General features: G+C 35.7%; 16 protein-coding genes, 1 tRNA gene and 1 pseudogene. 8 read left to right on the top strand and 10 right to left on the bottom strand.

Annotation, left to right across the window (positions count from 1 at the left end):
- Positions 1 to 247: 247 nt before the first annotated feature.
- Positions 248 to 1,237: a ribonucleotide-diphosphate reductase subunit beta gene (locus OOK87_RS02960; RefSeq protein ID WP_253307200.1), complete on the bottom strand. Its 990-nt coding sequence runs from the start codon at positions 1,235 to 1,237 to the stop codon at positions 248 to 250.
- A gap of 130 nt (positions 1,238 to 1,367) precedes the next feature.
- On the opposite strand from OOK87_RS02960, the gene OOK87_RS02955 reads away from it, so the two are divergent.
- Complete coding sequence (locus OOK87_RS02955) at positions 1,368 to 1,706, top strand: outer membrane protein assembly factor BamE (protein ID WP_253307201.1); 339 nt, start codon at positions 1,368 to 1,370, stop codon at positions 1,704 to 1,706.
- A 54-nt stretch (positions 1,707 to 1,760) separates the two neighbouring features.
- Here OOK87_RS02955 and OOK87_RS02950 read toward each other — a convergent pair whose 3' ends face one another.
- A complete protein-coding gene (locus tag OOK87_RS02950; RefSeq protein WP_264688014.1) occupies positions 1,761 to 1,883 on the bottom strand; it encodes a hypothetical protein in 123 nt (40 codons plus the stop codon).
- Positions 1,884 to 1,937: 54 nt separating this feature from the next.
- Positions 1,938 to 2,564, bottom strand: coding sequence for a hypothetical protein (locus OOK87_RS02945; protein ID WP_264688013.1), 627 nt, complete (start codon positions 2,562 to 2,564; stop codon positions 1,938 to 1,940).
- 151 nt (positions 2,565 to 2,715) lie between these two features.
- Between OOK87_RS02945 and recO the strand changes: the two genes are divergently transcribed.
- On the top strand, positions 2,716 to 3,438 hold the full coding sequence (gene recO, locus OOK87_RS02940) for a DNA repair protein RecO (RefSeq protein WP_253307186.1): 723 nt from the start codon (positions 2,716 to 2,718) through the stop codon (positions 3,436 to 3,438).
- A gap of 144 nt (positions 3,439 to 3,582) precedes the next feature.
- On the opposite strand, the gene OOK87_RS02935 is transcribed toward recO, so the two are convergent.
- The 5 genes and pseudogenes from OOK87_RS02935 to OOK87_RS02915 form a co-directional block, all read right to left on the bottom strand.
- Positions 3,583 to 4,965 (bottom strand): PleD family two-component system response regulator, encoded by a 1,383-nt coding sequence (locus OOK87_RS02935; protein ID WP_264688012.1) that lies wholly within the window; start codon positions 4,963 to 4,965, stop codon positions 3,583 to 3,585.
- Entirely contained in the window at positions 4,937 to 5,233 is a 297-nt protein-coding gene (gene tatB / locus OOK87_RS02930; RefSeq protein WP_264688011.1) for a Sec-independent protein translocase subunit TatB, read from the bottom strand. The genes OOK87_RS02935 and tatB overlap by 29 nt, the downstream gene beginning before the upstream one ends.
- Positions 5,234 to 5,238: 5 nt before the next feature.
- Positions 5,239 to 9,945: an NAD-glutamate dehydrogenase gene (locus tag OOK87_RS02925; protein ID WP_264688010.1), complete on the bottom strand. Its 4,707-nt coding sequence runs from the start codon at positions 9,943 to 9,945 to the stop codon at positions 5,239 to 5,241.
- A 26-nt stretch (positions 9,946 to 9,971) separates the two neighbouring features.
- The gene (clpB, locus tag OOK87_RS02920) at positions 9,972 to 12,635 is read right to left on the bottom strand and encodes an ATP-dependent chaperone ClpB (RefSeq protein WP_253309998.1); all 2,664 of its coding nucleotides are present in this window, start codon (positions 12,633 to 12,635) and stop codon (positions 9,972 to 9,974) included.
- Between the two features lie 119 nt (positions 12,636 to 12,754).
- Positions 12,755 to 12,910 (bottom strand): annotated as a pseudogene (locus OOK87_RS02915) (transposase); the annotation flags it as partial.
- Positions 12,911 to 14,174: 1,264 nt separating this feature from the next.
- On the opposite strand from OOK87_RS02915, the gene OOK87_RS02910 reads away from it, so the two are divergent.
- Positions 14,175 to 14,248, top strand: a tRNA-Arg gene (locus OOK87_RS02910).
- 8 nt (positions 14,249 to 14,256) lie between these two features.
- Here the strand turns inward: OOK87_RS02910 and OOK87_RS02905 are convergent.
- Both OOK87_RS02905 and OOK87_RS02900 read right to left on the bottom strand, forming a co-directional pair.
- Positions 14,257 to 15,207, bottom strand: a complete 951-nt coding sequence (locus OOK87_RS02905) for a complex I NDUFA9 subunit family protein (protein ID WP_264688009.1) — start codon at positions 15,205 to 15,207, stop codon at positions 14,257 to 14,259.
- A 50-nt stretch (positions 15,208 to 15,257) separates the two neighbouring features.
- Complete coding sequence (locus tag OOK87_RS02900) at positions 15,258 to 16,787, bottom strand: UDP-N-acetylmuramoyl-tripeptide--D-alanyl-D-alanine ligase (RefSeq protein WP_264688008.1); 1,530 nt, start codon at positions 16,785 to 16,787, stop codon at positions 15,258 to 15,260.
- Between the two features lie 179 nt (positions 16,788 to 16,966).
- Between OOK87_RS02900 and OOK87_RS02895 the strand changes: the two genes are divergently transcribed.
- The 5 genes from OOK87_RS02895 to OOK87_RS02875 are packed head-to-tail and all read left to right on the top strand — an operon-like array spanning position 16,967 to position 19,745.
- Positions 16,967 to 17,917 (top strand): hypothetical protein, encoded by a 951-nt coding sequence (locus tag OOK87_RS02895; RefSeq protein ID WP_264688007.1) that lies wholly within the window; start codon positions 16,967 to 16,969, stop codon positions 17,915 to 17,917.
- Between the two features lie 3 nt (positions 17,918 to 17,920).
- On the top strand, positions 17,921 to 18,289 hold the full coding sequence (locus OOK87_RS02890) for an HIT domain-containing protein (RefSeq protein ID WP_164224547.1): 369 nt from the start codon (positions 17,921 to 17,923) through the stop codon (positions 18,287 to 18,289).
- Positions 18,290 to 18,307: 18 nt separating this feature from the next.
- A complete protein-coding gene (locus tag OOK87_RS02885; RefSeq protein WP_006279576.1) occupies positions 18,308 to 18,661 on the top strand; it encodes an NADH-quinone oxidoreductase subunit A in 354 nt (117 codons plus the stop codon).
- Between the two features lie 3 nt (positions 18,662 to 18,664).
- A complete protein-coding gene (locus OOK87_RS02880; protein WP_164224545.1) occupies positions 18,665 to 19,180 on the top strand; it encodes a NuoB/complex I 20 kDa subunit family protein in 516 nt (171 codons plus the stop codon).
- Positions 19,173 to 19,745 (top strand): NADH-quinone oxidoreductase subunit C, encoded by a 573-nt coding sequence (locus OOK87_RS02875; protein WP_253307178.1) that lies wholly within the window; start codon positions 19,173 to 19,175, stop codon positions 19,743 to 19,745. Before OOK87_RS02880 ends, OOK87_RS02875 begins: the two co-directional genes overlap by 8 nt.

Here is a 19,745-nt window from a genome sequence, read left to right as displayed (position 1 = left end):
GTCCTATGGACATATATATGGTAAGTTGGTTGTTAAGTAAAGCAAAACTGCCTATTGCTACGAAACATTATGAAAGACAAGCAGCTTTTGTTACTCCCGCGCGTACTGCACGAATATTATCTATTAGATCCCAGTGCCTTGACTACTTCGATCCAGGAAAATTGATTATGCACTATACAACATTCTCGATCAAAAAACTGATTCCAGTGTCAGCTACTTGCATGACAAAGAAGAGTGAAATTAGCACTCACCTATTATTCGTGTCGTTTTCAGTAAAAGCCTCCTCCCATGTGCCTTGAGTTGCTGCACGACTATACTCTGTTACTCTATTTTCAAAGAAATTCGTATGTTCAACGCCATTTAGTATTTCATCGAGCCATGGAATAGGATTATCATTGACATCATATATGGACTCAAGACCTAATTGCATTAACCGTCTGTTTGCTACGTAGCGTATGTAATTGCGCACTTCTTCTGCGGATAGTCCTTCAACATCTCCTAAATCAAAGGCAAGCTTTATGAATTCGTCCTCAAGCTCAACAATAGTGCGGCATGCAGAATATAATTCCTCTTTAAACTCGTTGTCCCAAATTTCATTATTCTCTTTAATAAATGTATTAAATAACATAATAATTGAATTGGTGTGCAAAGTTTCATCACGGGCTGACCAGGCGATTATCTGCCCCATGCCTTTCATTTTTCCAAAGCGTTGGAAATTGAGCAAAATTGCAAACGATGCGAATAACTGCAACCCCTCGGTAAATGCACCAAACACTGCTAGAGTTTTAGCTACATGTTTTTTATCGTGTTTTTTGCTTTCCTCAAATTCCAGCATGTATTCATATTTCTTTCTCATAGCATCATACTTTAAAAATGCTTGATACTCGCTTTCTGGCATGCCAATTGTGTCTAAAAGATAAGAATAAGCTGCAATGTGTATGGTTTCCATATTGGAAAAACTTGCAAGCATCATGCATATCTCTGTTGGCTTAAATATATTTGAATAATGCCTCATATAGCAGTTATTTACTTCAATGTCCGCTTGAGTAAAGAATCTAAAAATCTGAGTTAGTAGATTTTTCTCTACGTTTGAAAGTTTAGTTTTCCAATCCTTCACGTCATCAGCAAGCGGAACTTCCTCAGGTATCCAATGGATTCTTTGTTGCTGCAGCCACGCATCATACGCCCAAGGGTAATTAAAAGGTTTGTATATTGGATCTGCTTCTAACAATGACATAAGACACCTATTATTTTCTAAAGTAAATATTATATTAAGTGATATTGAGAATCAGTCAATTTAACTTTTTGAAATTTGACGGCAGGTAATTTATTAGTGTATTATAGCTTCAAGTAATTTATCAACAGAAATGCGAGTATTAATATCTTTTATTTTATTATTTACAGTGAGCTGCACACACACTATTCACAACCACGGAGCTCCTGGCATTAGTGTTGAATTGTGGAGCAAGATAAAAGCAGGTGACGATAAAGAAAAAGTGGTTCACACTTTAGGATCACCAATATTAGTATCAAAGTTCGATGACAATGTTTGGTACTATGTCTCATATAAAATTAAACAAGCTAACTTCTTAGGAAAAAGGAAGTATAGCAGTAAGTCCCTGCAAATTTCATTCGATCAGGACGGTAAAGTTGCAGATACAAAAGAAACTGACATCTTAGAGAGATCTTTGGCTGTTCCTGATTGAAAATCTGCTGACTACAGAGTTTTTCCCGCCCTTCTTTGTCATCCAAGAACCGTATTACGTCATCCCAGTGCCCAGACACTGGGATCTATTTTTTTTCTGGATGCCAGTGTCACGCACTGGCATGACAAGAAAGGAGCGCTGGAATGATAATGTGAAGTGTCTACTTCTGTCATCCAAGTAGCCTGACTACTTGGATGACAGAAGGTAATATAAGAGGTCTATTGTAAGATTTTACCCATTTAGAATAAAGTCTAGTGTTACTTCACGCCAAATGTGGTGGTGCTGAGTAGGCAAGCCAGTCAATGGGCTACATTTATATACTGCACGCATTGCATTATCTGCTATCGACCTGAAAAGTGGATTATTTCGATAGGAATCACTGTCTGCTACATCGGACATAATTATCTCGCCTTGACTGGATAATAATAAGTTAATTTTTATATTAAAATTTTCTTTGTAAGCTATGCTTTCAGGAATGCTCCAGCATTTTGTAAGTTTGTCTCTTATAGAGTTAATAATTTCTGTTACAACTAATTCATCCTTTTTATTCTCAACGCTTTTTTCGTTTCCTATTTCATTTTTTGCCTCTCTAACATCCCTTCTTAGTTTCTTCCCTACACTTTTTTTTCTTTTTGGAACTGGAATGAATTCTTTACCCTCGTTAATAATGACTTCTTCTTGCATTTCGATAATTTGCCTCGGTTGTGCTACAACAGTGTGCTCAACTGTTTCTTTTTTCCTTTGTGGTATAGGAACAACTGACGTATCATTCGTTTGGGCTTTTGTTGAAGGTAACGAAAAAAGCAGAAAACAACATAAAGATAAAAAAAGAATGTAATTAGAATAGAAAAAACGCATATGTTAAGCAGTTTGTTTTACTGGTTTAAAGCTAATATTGCACATAAAGTCAATATATTTTAGTTGATTTAAGCTCAAAGACGTAGTTTTTGCTGTACTAATTTTACTATTTCTATAATATCATACGGTCAATACGGTCAATATACTCTAAATGAGATGGAAAGATGAAGGCATCATTATAGCTGCTAAAAAATACGGCGATAAAAACTTAATTCTTTCTCTGTTTACAAAAAATCATGGAAAGCGCAGGGGATTAACTAAGCTAACAAACAATAGCAATTATAAGTTTCAGATAAGTAATCTATTACATGCAGAATGGAGTGCTAAGTTACCTGAAAATCTGGGTTTTTTAAAGTGCGAATTAATCGAATCTCCATTCCATCATTTCTTTCAAGATAGGTTAAAAAGCATTACTATTGTCTCTTTCTCCTCTATTTTAGAAAAAGTGCTTCCAGAAAGTGAACCCTGTGCCATGCTGTATGACAATTTTCGATATTTCATCGATGTAATTAAACACAACAATCAGTCTTGGCAAAGCCATTATCTTAACTTAGAGCTTCTGCTTCTTACGCAATTGGGATTCAAGTTAGACTTATCCAAATGTGCTGTAACAGGTGTTAAGGAAAACTTACAATTTATTTCTCCAAAAACTGGTAGAGCAGTGTCAAAAAAAGCAGGAGATTATTATGCAGATAAACTCCTACCTTTTCCACAAATGTTGCATGATGTATACAATAATAACCTACAAAACAGCTACTCATTCCAAGAATTTCAGTTAGGACTGAAAGTCACAGGATATTTTTTAAATAAGTATCTATTTTTGCAGTTAAACATGAAATTTCCAGAGCTGAGAAACCTCATGTTGTCGCTTTAACCTTAGTTATCATTTTTTTGAAATCATTTCAGAAATCTATAGCTAACCCAAGCAACACGTCATACCGCGATTCATTCGCGGTATCTCAGCATAGATTCCGCTAACGAGTAGCGGAATGACGGTTGTCGGTAAACTTAAGCCACTTTAGCTATAGCCAGTAACCACTCTATTTCTACCACTGTTTTTTGCCTTATATAAATATTTGTCAGCACGTACTATAAATTTTTTAATATCGTCAAGGTCAGATCCTTGCATTTCTGCAATTCCAATGCTAACAGTTATGTTATGGGTTGTATTTTTGTCCGCAAGTATAAAAGGTTCTTTAGCAATAATTTTTCGTATTCTCTCCGCAATAGTGTACGCATCTGATACATTGGTATCTGGCATTACAACAACAAACTCCTCACCACCAAACCTAGCTAGTAAATCTGTCACTCTGATATTTTCAGAAATTCTTTTCTGTACTTGCTTTAAAAGTTCATCTCCAGCACTATGCCCAAAACTGTCATTCACCATCTTAAAATAGTCTATATCAAGTATCATAAGAGACAACCTTCTATCCTTTTCCACAGAGTCCTTAACAATGTTTCTTAAGTGTGCATCAAAATATCTTCTATTATAACAGTTAGTTAATGGGTCCTTTATAGACATTTCCGCATTATTAAATAAATTCATTCTCAAGGCATCTTGATATCTTTTGCGTTTTACTTGCGAATTAACCCTTGCTATTAACTCACCCTCATCCAAAGGTACTGTTAAATAATCATTAGCACCTACATCAAGTGCTTTTACTAAATTGTTTTTATCATAATCCTCAGAAAGAATCAGAATTGGTGTATAGCGTGTTTCTACTTTACTACGAAACTCAGAACACAAACGCAGGCCGTCAGTTTTTGAAAACTGCATATCAGAAATGATCAGGTCGTAATTATTCTTAATACCAACCTTTAATGCCTCCACTGGATCACTCAGTATTTTAATTGACCTAAAGCGGTGCTTTAGTACATTATATATCTGCTCTGCTTGAAAGACATCTTCATCTACAACAAGTATGTTAGCATCAAAAATCTGATTAGAATAATCCATAATACTGTTTCCTGCTACTCCGCCAATCTCAGCGTTGGTTTCTCCTCTCAAACGCAATTCGTCGATAATCATCTTTAAGCGTGTGAGAGACTTAATTCTCGCAGATAAAGCAGTTTCGTTTATTGGTTTAGTCAGAAAGTCATCTGCACCAGCATTAATGCCTTGTACTCTATTGTGAGTATCATGCAGTGCAGTTACCATAATTATTGGAATATGGGTTGTCAAGGGATCACTCTTTAGCTCCTTACAAACTTGAAAGCCATTCATCTTTGGCATCATGATATCAAGTAATATAATATCAGGCTGCTGCTTTGCTACTAAATCTATAGCTTCTTCACCATCATGAGCTACGATAACCGTATAGTACTCTGCTTTTAGTCGAGCTTCTAAAAGCTTGACATTAGATAGTACATCATCTACTACTAGAATCTTCGCTGTCATTATCTTTAGATGTATTATCTATATCGTAAGTAGGATAAAGCTTACCATTTTTACCAACTATGTAATTTACTTTCTCAGTATTACACTCTTTATATAAGTCTTCAATTCCTGCGTCTTTCAATAAGCTCCTAGCTTTTGATTTTATAATCATAAGATACCTATATGTATTCCTAATAAGATCAATAAATACAGGCACCTTATTTCTATCAAGAACAATTATGCTCACTAAAGCAACGACCAAAATTTCTGAAAGACCTATATTAAACATTTTTCCTATGAAGCAAGTACTTTAATCCTCCTGATTATAAATATTAATTTGCTTAAATCAAGTTTAGAAGCAACTATCTCATCTAAAAAACTATTATAACGTTCTATGTAGTCCTTATCATTACAAGCCCAGGTTTGAACCTTATCTTCGGTGTTATCAGTAGCTTTTATGACTTTAACAGCTAGCTTGTGATGGTAATTGCTTAAATCGTCCAATAAATCATTAACTAAGCTGCGATCCCAATAAGAAGAGCGGCTTTTCATCTTGATGGCAATTGTTCTAATCAGATCGAATCTTAACAGCGACTTTAACTCAAAGTATATTTTACCAGCATCAAGAATGGACAAAGATGTCTGTTCAGCAACAGATATAATGTCCAGTGCATAAGCAAGAACGTATAGATCAGCAACTTTTTTTGCTAGATCTTTATTTATATTAAGTTCTACTAAAGAAGTTGATCCATGGCTACAGACCTTTAATAGGTGTTCATCTAAAACATCAGTTAAGTTCTGGCCTAAAGTTTCAATTGCATCTTTAAATTTTGTAACATCATCCAACTCTACAAAGCTAAGCTTGCCAAGATTTTTCACTAACCAAAACGATACTCTGCCAATAAATTTCTGCACGTTCCTCACTATTTGTAAGTATGAGTTAACATCAATTTTTCCATCCAATTCATCAATTTTCTGCCACAGGCTGTTTAAATCATACAGGTGGTTAACAACAATATATATGTTAACCGCTTCTTGTACCTTAATTCCAGTGTTCTCAGCCAAATTATTGATGAATATACAGCCCATTCTATTCACTACATCATTTGCAATGCAAGTAGAGATAATTTCTCTACGAAGTTGGTGTTTTAATATGAAATCCTTAAACTTTGTTATCATCTTTTTAGGAAAATAACCTAGCAAGTAGTCATTAGATATAAGATCTTTTTCAGGCAGATCGGAATGTATAATGTCATTTTTCATTGCCGTTCTAGCATAAGACATTAGAATAGAAAGCTGAGGAGAACTGAAACCTTCTGCACCAGTTAACATCCTTGCTATCTCTTCTTCAGTTGGAAGAAATTCTACGCTTCGGTTTAACAGCCCAGATTTTTCTAAACTGAGCAGTAACCTGTGGTGCTGCTCCAATCTCTCTTTAGCTTGCAAACACTCAAGAAGTAATGCTTTTGTTTCAATTCCGTTGTGGTTCTCAAGCACTTTGGATGCAACTTCGTCCACCATACTTGCCAGTATTTCATTCCTTTTTTCTAAAGAAACACCCCCTGCTTTCATAGCTGAAACAAATGCAATCTTGATGTTAACTTCAAGGTCCGAACATATCACTCCGGCTGAATTATCAACAAAATCTGCATTTATATATCCACCTCTTTCAGCATATTCTATTCTTCCAAGCTGTGTGCATCCCAAATTTCCGCCTTCTATAAACATAGAAGCTCTAATATCTTTACCATTTACTCTTAACTCATCGTTTGCTTTGTCACCGACCATGCTATGATTTTCACTCTTTGCCTTAACAAACGTGCCAATTCCTCCATTCCATATGAAGTCCACTTCTGCTTTGAGTAGATATCTAATCAAATCACTTGGAGGTAGCATATCTTCTGTTATATCAAAGCATTTTTTTATTTCTTGAGAAATGTTTACTTGCTTGCTGCTACGCTCAAATACTCCTCCACCCTTAGAAATCAAATCTTTGTTATAATCCATCCAAGTTGAAAATGGTAACTCAAAGAGACGTTTACGCTCTGTGAAACTCTTTTCTGCACTAGGATTTGGATCAATAAAAATATGCATATGGTTAAATGCGCCGATTAAATGTATATTTTTTGAAAGCAGCATACCGTTTCCAAATAGATCGCCAGCCATATCTCCAATTCCAATAACAGTTGCATCTTGGTAAATATCCTTATTCATTTTCCAAAAATGCCTCTGCGCTGCAATCCATGCACCTCTGGCTGTAATACCCATTTTTTTGTGATCATAACCTGCTGATCCACCAGATGCAAATGCATCGCCAAGCCAAAAATTGTATTCAGAGGCTATTTGGTTTGCATAGTCAGAAAAAGAAGCAGTGCCTTTATCTGCTGCAACTACCAAGTATGGATCATCCTCATCATACCTAATCACATTCTCTGGTGGAATTATTTTGCCATTAACTACATTATCAGTAATGTCAAGCATTCCCCTGATAAAACTCTTATAGCATTCAACACCTTTCTCTCTTAAAATATCTTTGTCTTTATAAACTTGCTTAATTACAAACCCACCCTTTGCGCCAACAGGTACAATAACCGCATTTTTTTTCATCTGAGCTTTCATGAGCCCCAAAACTTCAGTGCGAAAATCTTCCGTCCTATCCGACCACCTTAAGCCACCACGGGCCAATTTCCCTCCTCTTAGATGTATTCCCTCAAAAAGATTTGAATAAATATACAATTCACGATATGGACGAGGATCAGGCAAACCATTTATTTTATTTGAGTCAAATTTTGTAGATAAATATGGTTTATCGTCTTGATAATAACTGGTCCTTAAAATAGCCATTATCAAGTTAAATATCGAGCGCAAAACGTAATCATGTGAAACATTGCTGATCTCTTTTAGAAGTTCCTCAATTTTTTCTATGAAAATGTCCGTGGTTTCTGCTCTATCAATGTCTATGCTAGGATCAAATCTTGCATGAAATAGTTGTATCAAATACTTTACTATTTTTGGATACTCTGAGACTACCTTTTGGATATATTCTGGATTGTAGTTAAATGACGTCTGCTTTAGGTAAGCACTGAGCGCTCTAACCAGAAGCACTTCTTTCCACTCCAGTCCAGCAATAATGACCAAACTATTGAAATAATCATTTTTAATTTCCTTTCTAAACACTTTCGCAAGTGTTATTTCAAATTGCTCTTTTAGAGTAATGTTGTCTATTAATTCATCGACTCTTGACAACACAAAATGGTGTATCCATATTCCGCCGTTAATTTCTATGTAATAGCCATTATGAGATAGAATCTTAGCTCCCAAATTCTTAGTGATCCTTAATATCTTCGATAATTCAAGGCCTCTATTGCTTGGAGTATAAACCTTTAATTGATAATTAAGATTATCACAAGTAAGTCTTAAATCGACCTCGCTAACTCCTTTTTTCCTCACTATCTCCAATTTTTTCATATCGTAATATGCGTCATGAGGTTCGAAACTCTCTTGATAGCTTATTGGAAATGCCTTGCAATAACGGATGAATATATCCTCAACAGTACTAAAAGTATTATATAAATTGTCTATAAAACGATCTTCCCACTTTTCCGTAATGTTCCTCAATTTGTTTTCGATACGCAAAACTTCGTCATCAGGAACACTAGCATTTTTGGTCTTTAGCACTACATGCAATTTCATCAAATCATATTCATTGATAATGTGATTGTTATAAATATCTGAACTTTCTGCACTTGTCTCATCCTTCAATATGTCACGTATCTTGAACATTAGCCTAGCGCTAGCATAACGCATTGGTATCAGCACTATGCAACTAATAAAATCCCTTACTCTTCTTAAAAATAATCTGACCCTTGGCCTAATCGCAAGAGACATGATCGAAATGCAAATTTTAAATAATTCGTCTTCATTTGATTGGAATAATTCATCACAAGAGAATGCTTGTAAAATAGAAATTAAAGCTTTGTTATTGTGGCACCCGGTTACAAACCCTGCATTTTTTTCTATAACTTTAACTTTATCTCTTATTATTGGAATAGTTCGAATATCTTGGACCTCCGCTACAGAAGTAAATAGCCCGAAAAAACGCCGTTCCTTTACTACATTACCCTGGTCATCAAATTCTTTTACTCCTATACAATTCATGTATGTACGCCGATGGACTATTGAGATTAGATCTGATCTCAATATGTATAGGGAATCAAGGTTTGCAGAAGGAATCAACGTACTTTGACCTACTCTTATCAGGCCAAGGTCCTTTTTGCTATCACAGACGAGTTTTTCATCTTTACCAGCAATATATTCTTGATAACCTAGAAATACAAAATTATTGTTTTTTAGCCAATCTAAGAAATCTTTTCCTGGTGTCACTCCAGCGTTCGACGCTGGCTGCTCGATGGCAAAAAGAAGACTTTTTGCTTCATCAAGTTTCTTGAGCATTAAGTGCCAATCTTTCACAACGCAATTAACTGCTTTCAGCGTTTTTTGTAGAGATTCTTTTAATGTATCAACAAAACTGTCACTTATACCTTTGATAATTACATATATAACTGATTCTTTGACTCCATTGCTTTCTTCCAAGGAGTAAATCTCATCTATTAGGCCATCTTTTCTTTTAATGTTAATTATGCTGTTGCTGTAATAGCATATGGTTAAATTGTGCGATTTAATAGTTGCAATAACAGAATCAACCAAAAATGGCATATCATCGTTTGTTATCTTAATCGTGGTAAAATCGCCTTCTATTCCTGGTATATCATCTATATTGCTTACTACTAACTTACTTTCATCTTTCTCTTTTTGAGAAACAAAATTGTAAGCATCGTTTACAATATATAGCAAAAACTTATCGTTGGCTTTTAGGTCGCTTTTATAAACAAAACTATAAAAATACTTAATAAATTTTTTAATTTTTTCTTTATCTTGCTGATTTTCTTGATCAACTAACTCAAATAAAGACTCAGTGTCAACATTATGATCTATACACATTTTTTTAACAAAAATACACAGTGAACTTAAACCTTTTTAACTAAGATTTCATTATCAAGAGCGTACACTATTAGCTCATCATTTTCTACTACTTCCCCTGATAAAACTAATTTAGCTAAATTATTTTGAATACACTCTTGTATAACCCTTTTTAGGGGCCTTGCTCCATATTCAGGGTCATAGCCAGTTTGTGCTATTAGTTCTTTAGCTTCCTGCGACAAACTTATACTCAGTTTACGCTTAGCAAGTGTTTTTTGTAAATAAGAAAATTGAACATCTATAATTTTATAGATGTCATCTCTGGTTAAACTGTGGAATATAATAATTTCATCCAGCCTGTTTAAAAATTCTGGACGAAATGCTGATTTAACTATTTGCATCACTTCGCTTTTTACAGAGTTAGCAACTCCTCCTTCCGATGTCATTCCAGCGCGTGAAGCTGGAATCTGCATCTGGATTCCAGTGTCAGCTACTTGGATGACAGGAGGTAGAGTCTCATTTTCTGTAACTCCCTTAAGCATTATCTCTGCACCAAGGTTAGAAGTTAAGATCAGTATGGTGTTGCGAAAATCAACTAATTTGCCATGACTATCAGTGAGTCTACCCTCATCCAAGATTTGCAGCAATAGATTAAATATATCTGGATTTGCCTTCTCTATTTCATCAAACAGAATAACCTGATATGGCCTTCTTCTTACTGCTTCGGTTAATCTGCCACCTTGCTCATAGCCAACATACCCTGGAGGCGCGCCAATTAGCTTTGAAACAGAATGTTTTTCCATATATTCTGACATATCAAAACGCAAAAGCGCTGATTGATCGTCAAACAGAAATTCAGCAAGGGCTTTTGCCAGTTCTGTTTTTCCAACCCCGGTTGGGCCTAAGAATAAAAATGAACCGAAAGGTCGATTAGTATCTTGCACACCAGAGCGAGAGCGCCTAACTGCATTACTTATTGCTTCTATCGCGCCTTTTTGCCCTATTACTCTTCTTCCTATTTCATTCTCCATGTTAAGAAGTTTTTCCTTTTCGCTGTGCATCATGTTATCAACTGGAATTCCTGTCCACTTTGAAACAATGTTTGCAATATCATCTCCAGTCACTTCTTTCTTTAAGAAACTATCAGTAACCTTTTCCTGATTTTTTAATTCATTCTCAAGCTGAGGGATCACACCATACATCAGCTCTCCTGCTTTTCCTAAATTTCCACTCCGCTGAGCCAATTCCAGCTCTTTTCTGGCGTTATCTAATTTTTCAACTGTTTCTTGTATTCTAGCTATTTTATTCTTTTCCATCTGCCATTTGCTGTTCAAGTCAGCAAATTTACTGTTTAGATTTTCGATCTCTTCATTTATCTTTTTTAAACGCTGTTTAGAATTTTCATCACTTTCTTTTTTTAGAGCTTCTGCTTCAATCTTTAGCTGTATAACCTTTCTCTCAAGTTCATCAATAACTTCAGGCTTGCTATCCATTTCAATTCTCACCCTACTTGCTGCTTCATCAATCAAATCAATTGCTTTATCAGGTAAAAACCTATCTGTTATATATCTATTGGACAACGTTGCAGCAGCAATTATTGCACCGTCTGTAATTCTTATACCATGATGCACTTCATATCTTTCCTTCAAACCCCTGAGTATTGAAATGGTATCAGTTTCAGTTGGTTGAGAGATAAACACAGGCTGAAAACGCCTTGCAAGTGCAGGATCTTTTTCTATATGCTGACGATATTCATCTAAAGTTGTGGCTCCTATACAGCGAATTTCTCCACGCGCAAGAGCAGGCTTTAGCAAATTTGAAGCATCCATTGCACCACTTATTGCTCCTGCTCCAACTAAAGTATGAAGCTCATCTATAAACAAGATAACTTTTCCCTCCGCTTTCGAAAGCTCATTAATAACTGCTTTTAACCTTTCTTCAAATTCTCCTCTAAATTTTGTTCCAGCAATTAATGCGCCAAGATCGAGGGCTAAAACTTTTGCATCACGCAAACCAAGTGGCACGTCATTTGCAACGATTCTATTTGCAAGCCCCTCAACTATTGCAGTTTTTCCAACACCAGGTTCACCGATCAGCACTGGATTATTTTTTGTCCGCCTAAGTGATACCTGCATAGTTCTTCTGATCTCTTCATCACGACCAATTACAGGATCAAGCTTGCCTTGCATAGCAAGCTCTGTAATATCCTTTGTATATCTCTTAGCCGCGTTCAATTTTTCCTCACTGTTTGGCGAGTCTGCACTGCTACCTTTCCTCATGTCTGTAACAACTGAATTTAATTTTTGCGGTGTAACACCATTCTCTGCCAGAATTTTGCCTACAGTATCATCTTTTTGTGCAGTGAGGCCCTGCAGTAAACGCTCAACAGCAACAAATGAATCTTTATTTCTCTTTGCAATACCAATTGAATCTTCAAAAACTTTTGCTATTTCTCTTGAAAGTTGAAGGCCCCCACTTCCTGGACCTTCAATTACTGGCAACTTTTTTATTGCGCTATCCACAGCATCAGAAATACTTTGCACATTTCCACCACAAGCGTTTATCAAATCCTGAACTAAACCTAATTCATCCTCAAGCATCACTTTGAGTAAATGCTCAGGCATAAAAATCTGATGCCCAGCTCCCAACGCTTTCATCTGAGCACTTTGAATTAGACTTTTTGCTTTTTCGGTAAATTTATTTAAGTCCATAACACCAGTTAAATTCGTATTTGCTGATGTATATAACAACTGATTTCATAAATTTAAACCTAAAGTTGTTTATTGTTAGGTATGGTCTGCAAAAATTTAAAACTTTCTTAAGAACCTATTTAAAATCTTCGTAATAGGAGAGAAATGAAGGAAAGGACAATCATTTGCAAGCTGGTATTGAGTTTACGTTCGCAATTTTTCCACAACTGCCTACACTTTTCCAACCAAGCAAAAGAGCGCTCAACGACCCATCTCTTTGGCAATACAACAAAGGTCACTGGGATCCAGAAAAGTTTGCTTGTTTATAAGCAAACTAGCATGGAAAGTAGCTGATCTTATACTAAATGAATGTTTTTGATGAGGTTGCATAGAAGCTGGATTCCAGTGTCAAGCACTGGAATGACAGCAGTCCTACGTCATACCACCGCGAACCGTCATACCGGCCGCGGTATTTCTAGATCCCGCTAACAAGTAGCGGGATGACGATTGTCAGGGTGTCATTCCAGCGCCCCTATGATGTCATCCAAGTAGCCAACACTGGGATCCAGGAAACTTAACTCTACACCAAGTAAATGTACAATAAGAACTAGATTCCAGACTGGAATGACAGCAGTCCTACGTCATACCACCGCGAACCGTCATACCGCCGCGGTATTTCTAGATCCCGCTAACAAGTAGCGGGATGACGATTGTCAGGGTGTCATTCCAGCGCCCCTATGATGTCATCCAAGTAGCCAACACTGGGATCCAGGAAACTTAACTCTACACCAAGTAAATGTACAATAAGAACTAGATTCCAGACTGGAATGACAGCAGTCCTACGTCATACCATCGCGAACCGTCATACCGCCGTGAATTAACCGTCATACCGTGATTCATTCACGGTATCTCTTAGCCGCTAACAAGCAGCGGGACGACGATTCTTCAAATCGTCAAGGTGTCATCCGAGTAGCTTGACTACTTGGATCCAGAAAACTTAACTTTAAACAAGTGGCTGCATAATAAAGACTAGATTCCAGCGTCACGCGCTGGAATGACACCATTTTCGGTCTCTTAAATTGCTTTAGCTAGAAACATTAAGAAATTTACCAAATAAAAAAAAAAGGCAAAAGAAGCCCCGTGGTGCGAGTTTTGACTCTATATTACTGTAAGTGGCGCTGTAATAATGTGCTAACGCTTAAAATAAGCGCGATTTGGCTGAATGTAGAAAAAATAAAAAAGACATGCAGCCGCTATAATTTTATCTAATCCGCCAAAAAATACCCTGAGTTTTTTACTGAATTTTGTCATTGAGCCTGCAGGTCAAAAACAAGTTTTGAGTCATAAATACCCTTATTGTCATAATAAGGGGGCTGGCGGAGTTTGTCAAGCAACTTTCTATATAATATTTTCTAAAATAAATGGACTTCTCGCATCCAATTTCGGCAGCGCATGACACACAACTGCAATGACAAGGTGTTGTAAGATATTACCACAAACATCATATTCACACGAAATACTTGACTTCACTTGTACTAAGAAGCATTTTATATATATTGTGTGCCCGTAGCTCAGCTGGATAGAGCAACAGCCTTCTAAGCTGTGGGTCGTAGGTTCGAATCCTACCGGGCACACTCTTCTATCAATACTTTCTATAAATCTTCAAGTATTCTGGCACCACATTTTCAATTGCTAATGGTCGAACCTTCATTGTTTCAAGGTCAGCTGACTTTTCGATTGAGCTATTCATCATAACTTTCACCTGATCTTGAGTAAGCACAGGGTTCGTATCTCCAGTTATTGGTTTTAGCAGCATAGAAATAATTTTATTTTCTAAAAAGAAAGCTATTAACTTTGCCATTGGAAAAGATACATTGATCAACAAACACTTTCTGTTAGTAACATTCAGAATAAACTTCAATAAGCTTTTGAAAGAGTAAACCTTTGGTCCACCCATGTTATAAATTTTCTTGTCTTGCTTATTAAAACTGATAACACGATATACCACTTCAGCTAAGTCTGTTACACATATTGGCTGAAATTTAGTCGTTCCATTGCCAATTAGCGGCAAAAAAGGAAGAACAGTTGCTAATCTTGCAAATTTATTAAAGAAGTTATCTTCTTTACCAAATACAAGGCTTGGCCTAATTATTATTGCTTCTTGAAATGCTGAAGTTACAGCTTTTTCACCTTCCAATTTACTTTTGGCATATTTTGACAACTTGCTATTTTCTATTCCCATAGCGGAAAAATGTATCATCATAGGTACATTTTTCATTTTTGCAGCTTTTGCTATCCTTTCAGCTATTTTAACGTGAACAGCGTAAAAATCGTGCTTTTTTGCTTCATATAATATTCCCACTAAGTTTATGGCTACATCACATTCTTCCATACCCTCTAGAACTGATTTTTCATCAAAAAAATCGCCTTTAAATATTGACATTTGTCCCAAATTGCCACACAATTTTAAACAAGCAGCTTTTTCCTGATTACGAGTGAATATCTTTATTAAATATCCTTCTGCTGCCAAGCGTCTTACGATGTGTTTCCCTATAAACCCCGTTCCACCAAAAATAATTACACGTTTTGTCACGATTAAAGTTCCTAATAATTTGTTACTGTAAATTAATACAATGATTTTGCTTAATATTCTATTATGAATTCCCGTACAATAAGATCCATTTTCATTCTTCGTGAGCCTTTAACTAGAATTGCGTCATTATTCTGAATAATGTTAGCTAAATCACTTTTCAATTGATTAGAATCATTAAAATGCGCGCCTCTTATATTATCTGGCAAAAGCTCATGCAATTCTAACATAAATTTACCAACTGTATAAATTTTATCTATATTATTTTCTGTGACAATCTTAACCAAATCTGTATGAAATTCTATGCTTTTATCACCAAGTTCCAACATATCACCAAGCAAAGCTACTTTTCTCTGATTAGAATATGTACTCAAAGTTTTTATTGCAGTTTTCATCGAAGCAGGGCTGGCGTTATAGGAGTCATCAATTAAATGTATATATTTTTTATTGTATTTGACCTTATGAATATTGCCTCTACCTTTCGTTACACTAAAATTCTTAAGTGCAAGTGGTAATTTTGATAAATCAAGTCCGAGGCTCTGCACAACTGCTGCAACAACAAGTAGCGAATAAGCAAAATGCTCACCTTGTACACGTAAATTACAGTTTATAATTTGATTATCACTCAGCCTGATTTTTAAACTTAATCTATTAGTAACTCGGTTTGATGTCATTCCAGCGCGTGACGCTGGAATCCAGTCTTTATTATACAACCGTCTGATATGCTCATTTGCAATTGAACTTCCTGGATCCCAGTGTCTGGGCACTGGGATGACAGAAGATAGTGCTGAAATGACAGAAGATTCATCGTTTCTTATTAAGTTTAGTAAACAAACTTCAGCATTTTTATCTTTACCGAGGCTTATTACATTTCTATTGGCGCGTGATGAGAGATAATCATAATATTTATTATCTCTGTTCAAGACCAAAGTACCATTACTTTTCATACCATATAGAATTTCTAACTTCGCTTGTGCAACGTCAAATAGTGATGAAAAATTTTCAGTATGTGCAGGTTCGATGTTGGTAATAACTGCAATATTTGGATTACTAATCTTTGATAATTCTTTTATTTCACCAGCTTTATTCATTCCCATTTCAAGGATTAAGTACTGGCAGTTTTTTGGAGCTTTTAGAATTGTCAAAGGCAATCCTATATTATTATTTAAGTTACCTTTGTTTGCATGGGACACTCCATATTGCGATAAAACAGTGTGCAGCATATCCTTTGTAGTGGTTTTCCCGACACTGCCTGTAATTGCAATAATTTTAGCATCAACAAGAATATTTCTAATATAGTATGATGCCATATCGTGCAAAGCTTTCAGGGTATCTCGTACAATAATGAGAGGGAAATTTTTATATTTACCCTCACTTACTATTGCAGCGGCAGCCCCTTTTAAAAACGCTTCATGCAAAAAATTATGGCCATCAAAATTCTTTCCCTTGAGTGCAATAAATAAATCACCTTTTTTTATGCTTCTTGTGTCCGTTGAAATATTTGAGCTATGTGTCCAATTACAACCATTTACGCCTCTTCCGCCAGTTGCATCAATGATATTATTTGTATTCCATTTAAACATAATTTAGAGAGTACTCTTTAAAGTAAATTGAATAAAGTAGCAAATACCACATGTTTTAGACAATGTATAAATAATGGTTGCAATCCCTATAATTCTATCTTATAATGGATATAGAAGTTTAAATTTTTTCGTCTATAATTAAAATGTATTTAGTTGTAGAAAGTAACTTGGAGGTGTGTATGCCAAAAAACGACCAAAATGAAGAATCTAAAGTTGGTAATGCAGCTTCGGGAGTAGGAAATTTTCTGGGTAGAGGTATAGGAGCTCTATTTGGGGGTATAATATATCCTATACAGCCAAAAAACTGGTTTAAGTCTCGGGGCGAAATGTGGCACGACATAAAAAATGGCGGGCGTTATATTATTGGCAGCCCACTTGAAGAGTATGACCCACCTATAGAAACCACACAAGCTAGTGAGAATCTTGGTGTAGAAATAACAGAGCAAAAGAAAGGGAAAGGAAAGGTAGCTTTTTTAGCGTCAAGGACTCTGACGGGAGATATACCTTATTTGAACGATGAACAATTAGGTCAAATAAAGAAAAACCTGCCAAATGTAACTATTTTTAGAGAAGAAAACAAAATTGTAATTGAAATTAACGTTGAGGAAATAGCTAACACTATTAAAACTAATCCTGATAATAAAGGCAAGAGCAAGAAAGAAATAGAAGAGCTTGTTCTTAAAGGAATTGCTAATAAAGTTGACGAAGACCTTAAGAAGCTTGCAGGAATTACTGGTGGAGAATTTAAAATTCATACAGACTTAAAATTGCTGAATGGTATTGCAGAAAAATTGTATCGAGAATATGATAACCAGAACAAACCATCAAAAACTCCAGGGCCAGCACAAACTGGAAAGTCACCAGGGCAGTCTTCAGAAACTGTTACAAGTACAGATGAATTAGTAAAATCTTTTAACATTACTAATCCTAACGAGTTTCCTTTTGGTAAAAGTAAAGAAGCTATTTCTCCTATAAAAAATATGCAGTTATCAGAACGAGATATCAAAAAGCAAGCAGAAGGATTGGGAAGTACTTTTTTGAATTTTGAAGATGCCTCTTGTGAAGTAATAAAACCACTATCTACGCCTGATGTAGAAAGAAATAAAGGAAGAGGGAAAGGTCGCTCTTAAAATATGAGCAATGAAGTTTATGATAGCAATAACATCTTTGCTCAAATATTAAGAGGTGAGTTACCTTGTGAGAAGGTACATGAAAATGAAAATGTACTAGCTTTTCGTGATAAGTACCCTGACGCACCAGTTCACATTTTAGTTATACCAAAAAATCAATATATTTCATACGATGATTTTATTCTAAAAGCTTCTGAAGAGGAGATAGTAAGTTTTTTCAAAATTGTCAGAGAAATAGCACATAAATATAATTTAGAAAAAACAGGATATAGATTAGTCACTAACTACGGTGAAAATGGAGAGCAGGTTGTACCACACTTTCACGTGCATATTTTAGGTGGTAAAAAGTTAGGAAAGCATGTAAACTCATAGTGTTATATGTTTTGTTAAATGAGCGAATATCTAACCATAGTAATCTTTATCTGCGTATCAATTGTAGTATCTTTTGCTTTAGGTATATTGCCTATGTTTCTTGCAGTGAGTAAGCCAGATGGTGAAAAACTTTCCACATATGAGTGTGGCTTCAATCCACTATCCAGTGCAAGAAAAAATTTTGACATTAAATTTTACCTAGTTTCAATATTATTTATAATATTTGACTTAGAAATCGCTTTTCTTTTTCCTTGGGCTGTTTCTTTATCTAAGATAAGCTATGGTGGATTTTGGTCTATGATGGTATTTCTTGCAATACTCACTATAGGTTTTATCTATGAATGGTGTAAAGGTGCATTAGAGTGGGAGTAGTTTATGACAAATCAAATTCTATCTAATGATGACTGGGGTCGTTATAAAAAAGAAGGGTTTCTTGTTACTAAATTTGGTGATTTAATAGATTATGTAATGAATTGGGCAAGGTCTGGTTCATTGTGGCCAATGACATTTGGTCTTGCATGTTGCGCAGTTGAGATGATGCATACTGCATCCAGCCGTTATGATCTTGATAGATATGGCATAATGTTTCGTGCAAGCCCACGTCAATCAGATGTGATGATTGTTGCTGGCACACTAACTAATAAAATGGCAGCAGCATTGCGCAAGGTTTATGATCAAATGGCAGACCCGAAGTATGTTATTTCTATGGGAAGTTGTGCAAATGGTGGTGGTTATTACCATTATTCTTATTCAGTAGTCCGAGGCTGTGATAGAATTGTGCCAGTTGACGTGTATGTCCCTGGATGCCCACCAACCGCTGAGGCGTTGCTATATGGAATGCTATGCCTACAAAACAAAATAAAACGAACTCAGAATATAAAGCATGGATAAAACTGCAAGGCATATACAAAAAAAGACCAAGTGTGAGTGCATTCAAAAAGATGATGGCATTATTGTAATATATTCAACTTTAGATGAAATTGAAAAGCACCTATCCTTTCTACGTGATGATGAAAAGTGTAGGTTTGAACTATTAGTTGATATTTTTGGGGTTGACTATCCAGATCGAGAAAAGCGCTTTGAGTTAGTGTACAATTTACTCAGCATTGTGCATAATATTAGAGTACACATAAAACTTCAATTATGTGAGGGCGATATGCCTCCAAGCATAGCAAAGGTATTTAGCACAGCTTCGTGGTTTGAGCGTGAAGTGTTTGATATGTATGGAATAGAATTCTCTGATCACCCTGATTTGCGTAGGATTCTAACAGACTATGGATTCAAAGGTCATCCAATGTTAAAAGATTTCCCTCTCACTGGTTATGAGGAAGTAAGATACGATATAGAGGCAAAAAAGGTTGTATATAATCCTATAGATTTATCGCAAGATTTTCGTATGCTTGATAGCCTATCGCCTTGGGAAGGTAAAACCATAAAAGTAAATACAAAGGAGTAG

Origin of the sequence: Wolbachia endosymbiont (group A) of Sympetrum striolatum, assembly GCF_947250715.1 — a bacterium.
Lineage (GTDB): Bacteria > Pseudomonadota > Alphaproteobacteria > Rickettsiales > Anaplasmataceae > Wolbachia.
This window is presented reverse-complemented; position numbering and strand designations above follow the sequence as displayed.